Source organism: Barnesiella sp. CU968, from assembly GCF_905219685.1.
Taxonomy (GTDB): Bacteria; Bacteroidota; Bacteroidia; order Bacteroidales; family Muribaculaceae; genus Lepagella; species Lepagella muris_A.
This window is the reverse complement of sequence record NZ_CAJMXD010000279.1, coordinates 1-3,966: the sequence shown is the minus strand read 5'-3', so window position 1 is coordinate 3,966 and position 3,966 is coordinate 1. Positions and strand designations below refer to the sequence as shown.

Sequence of the window (3,966 nt, the reverse complement as noted above, 5' to 3'; positions counted from 1 at the left end):
AACCCATGATTCTTTTTGTTGACAAAGATACAACTATCTTTCGGAGTTCGTCAATACGCTATCGCGGATGGTTGTACTTTCTGAAATCAAGAGCTGTTCTAAAGAGTTGGCAGAACGCTCTCGCCCTATGTTTGACGGCAACCGCTTTCTCTCGGACTCCGAACTTGCCCGACGGCTTGGTGTGAGTAAGTCAACACTCGCCAACTATCGCCTTAAAGGGATATTCGGTTATTATTCCCTTGAAGGCAAAATCCTGTATGCCGACACCGAAATTGAGGACTACCTCAAAGAGAACTACCACCCACCTTACCGATAAGGTAATCCAACGGCAACGCCCCCGATAATCCATTGAGAATTACCGGGGGCGTTAGCCATGTCATCACTGTTTTGTCGGACTTTTTACGCAGAAAAACCGACAAAATCAGATTTTCATTTTGTGTTTTTGATGAGTTTTGCTTTGTTAAATTGATTAACAAAAACGGTCAAACCACATTTTCAAGCATTTCAAAACCATNTACTCCCACGTTTTCAAGCATTTCAACGGGTGCCTATTTCCACGTTTACGAGGGGTACACATTATCCCGCTCCACTCAGTTTATCTGACACAAATGCCATTTGCGTATATTCCCGATGCTCTAATACATATTTACAAAGCCTATTAACCCGAAGATTATGGATAGCCGCTCCACTTTATCCAAATACCGTATCAAAGGAATTTACGGATATTATTCTCTCTGAAGGAAAATAATATATGCTGATCGTGATATAGAAGAATACATCAAAAACAACTATCACTCGCCATATAGATGACAATCTTACAGCACGTAACCCCGATAATCACAATGAGGGTTATCGGGGCTTAAACATCCCTAATTCTCCTTAGTTGCTATCACCAATTATCATATGGTTTTATCGAAGTATTTGCAATCTCTATTATGAAATGCAGGATATGTGCCCTCAAGAATATCTACAATGATTTTATTCATAATAGGGTTTTCTATAGCGCCTGAAACAAAACTAACCTCATTCCCGTGAAGTTTATCAATTTTCATCTGAATAATCTGATCGGCATCGCAAACTACAGCAAGGTTTGGATTATGTGTCACCATGATGATTTGCCTCTTACGCTTGGCAGCCTTGATGAAGTGTACAAGATACCGATATACACTTTCATTATCAAGGTTCTCTTCTGGTTGGTCTATAATCAGAGGTTTGTCATCCATGTCAATAAATAGATATAAAAGCAGTAGCAAAGCACCTCTTTCTCCAGGAGACAAAGAGGACAAGGGCTTTCCATTCATTTTAAGCTGGAAGAATGGATGGACATAGTCCATACAATAAATAAAATCGTATAGCTCTTGCTGTGTATGACCTTTCTTTAATTGGTTCTCTACTGAACGAAAATCATTATTGTCATCACGTTTGTCATAGAGTAGATCGCTGTTGATTAGGTTGGCAAAGGCAACAATAGATAGAATATCAGACATATCCACACTGTCAATATTTGATTTTATCCGAGCTTGCCCCTGTTCCTTGCCGTAGTAAGATCCTGAAGCCTGCTGACTTACGAAATCAAAAAATCTATCTCCAAAATTCCTAAGAGAGAAAGTTGAGTCAAATTCAATAGGATAATCTTTTAATTCCTCATGATAGTCCTCAATAAACTTTACAACAGGAGCAAAAAGATTTTCATAGGTCTCAAGGACCTGATGTTTCTTTTGCATCAAGTCTTTTACCAAATCCTCTCTTTTCTCGATTTTCTGAGATAGTTCTTTATTTAGATTATGTTCGATATAATCAATACGACTTTGAAGATACTTTATTGAACCTTCCTTTTCAGGAGTACCGGTAATATCTTCTAACAATTTCTCCCACTCCAGCTTTTCCTTTAGATATTTCTGATACTCAAGTTCTGGAGCACTAAGTTTTTGCTTTGCAAGATTCAATTTCTCAGATTCAAGAAGGTATTGCTTTCGTAAGCTTCCTGATTTATCTTCATTCAAATGATTGTCTATTTCATCAACTCTCTCGGACAACTCTTTAAGCTTGGAAGATATTAAATCCGGTGTATAGGTCACATTCAATACTGAATCAATATTGAGATTGTTTTTTTCATACAGCAATCTCAATTCTTGCTTGACTGCCTCTATTTGTAATGTTAGTCTATCAATACGTTCTTTACTAGCCTTTAAGTCCTGAATTGTTTTAACCTTTTCTTCTTTCTCACTTTCCAAAGCCTGTAAAGAAATTTCCATCATTTTACAAGATTCATTCAACTTGTCAATTTCCTCCTGAATCTTTTTGGCCTCCGGATCTTCATCAACTGATGGTTTTGCAACTTCCTTTGGTTTTGCAGATTGGACATNGCTTAATTGGCTTTGCTTGTAAGCTAACTCATTTGCAAGTGTATCTCGGTAAGCAGGAGTCCGCATGGCTTCCATTGCTATAATCTCTCGATTGATTTCTCTAATTCGGGATTGAATATCACTGCATGCATCAGCATTTTCTTTTGTCAGGTAATTAATAATTTCATCCAAATCATTATAACCATATCTTTGAGCTGGGGCTAAGTACTGAAATATTATCTTCTTTAATTCGCTCTCGAACTTTTGATCGTCCTCAGTTGTACAAAGAGTTTCCAAGAAGTTTTGTGGAATATATTTAACTCGCTCAGGCTTGGTCGCCTCCGTTGACATATCTAATGTTTTGATAGTTGATGAAGAGTTATCAACCCATTGGATATACGCTTCGGTTTGCTTAGAACGATTGTATGGTTTTGGCATTCTGAACTTTGCAGGTGTCAAAAATGCCCAGTTCTGATTTGTAGAGTCAGCACATAACGCAATAATATCAGTAAGGGCACTCTTGCCGCTCCCCTTATTACCAATAATTGCGACTAAGCCTGGATTTAATTGAATTCTAATACTATCGAACCACTTTTCAGGCATAGTGGCACCCGAAATACGTCGAATCTCTAAAGACCGAATAAATTTATCTGGATTTCTTTTTATTCTTGCTAAAATTTCAGGTTCTTCAAATGATATTCGTTCCGGTTCAGCAAGAATTTGTCTCAATCCTTCAAATGTCAAATCTGCTTTTATCCAGCATGCATTAGTTCCGACCTCGCTTACTTCATGAGCATCGGAAGTTGTTATAGATGGTTTCCTAAATGTTTTTTGATAAAATCCAGCTTCCTTAGGTTTCGTTAAATCACAAATATCAATATAACCATCCCTAAAAAGCTCTTCTTTTACTGGGCCTAATGAATCTTCAATCGAAACATTTTTTTTAGATTTACCTTCATGCTTCATTTCTTCATCAATACTGTTTGACTTTGAACCTGCATGAACTGTTACGATTCCTCCATATTTATGGATTAGATTGGCTGCGTCCTTAAAGTTCACCTGTACGCGAAACATCCCATCCTTAAAGTAAGATGCCTCTGGCAATCCATCTTGTTTGAGGGATTCTCGACCAATTTGTATTATTCTTGAGCGAGATATACCCAATTGATTAAGAACGTTTTCCTTTAAAAATTCTGATGTAAGAGTTATTCCATTGAACTCATCAGGGAAAAGACCTATCATATGGACAGATGCCCTCCCATATTCAGTCCTAAATTCAACCCCGGAAATTACTGTTACGCCGGCGTCTTTCGCCAGCGTTTTCATCATATCTACATTATCAACTGTATGATGATCTGTTATAGCGATACACTTTATATTTTTTGCTATAGCTTCATCCAATATATCCTGACAGGAACCCTTACCGTCAGAAGCATCAGTATGAAGATGTAGATCCCATTTATTCCATAGTGATCCTATAGGATTATTCATAGTTTTAAGTTGCTTTTTTGTTTGATTCTTCGCTCGTTCTAACTTATCTATATCATTATTAAGAATAGGTCAATATTGACTGAATCCTAAATAATTAATCTCTCAGGCACCCGATTGGTATTATTTTCAC

The 3,966-nt window shown here is 37.3% G+C and carries 2 protein-coding genes; one reads left to right on the top strand and one right to left on the bottom strand.

The annotated features are described in order from the left end of the window. Positions 1–67: 67 nt before the first annotated feature. The gene (locus JX312_RS10185; protein ID WP_204457918.1) at positions 68–316 is read left to right on the top strand and encodes a helix-turn-helix domain-containing protein; all 249 of its coding nucleotides are present in this window, start codon (positions 68–70) and stop codon (positions 314–316) included. Between the two features lie 583 nt (positions 317–899). On the opposite strand, the gene JX312_RS10180 is transcribed toward JX312_RS10185, so the two are convergent. Further along, entirely contained in the window at positions 900–3,836 is a 2,937-nt protein-coding gene (locus JX312_RS10180; RefSeq protein ID WP_204457917.1) for a TrlF family AAA-like ATPase, read from the bottom strand. Positions 3,837–3,966: the final 130 nt, after the last annotated feature.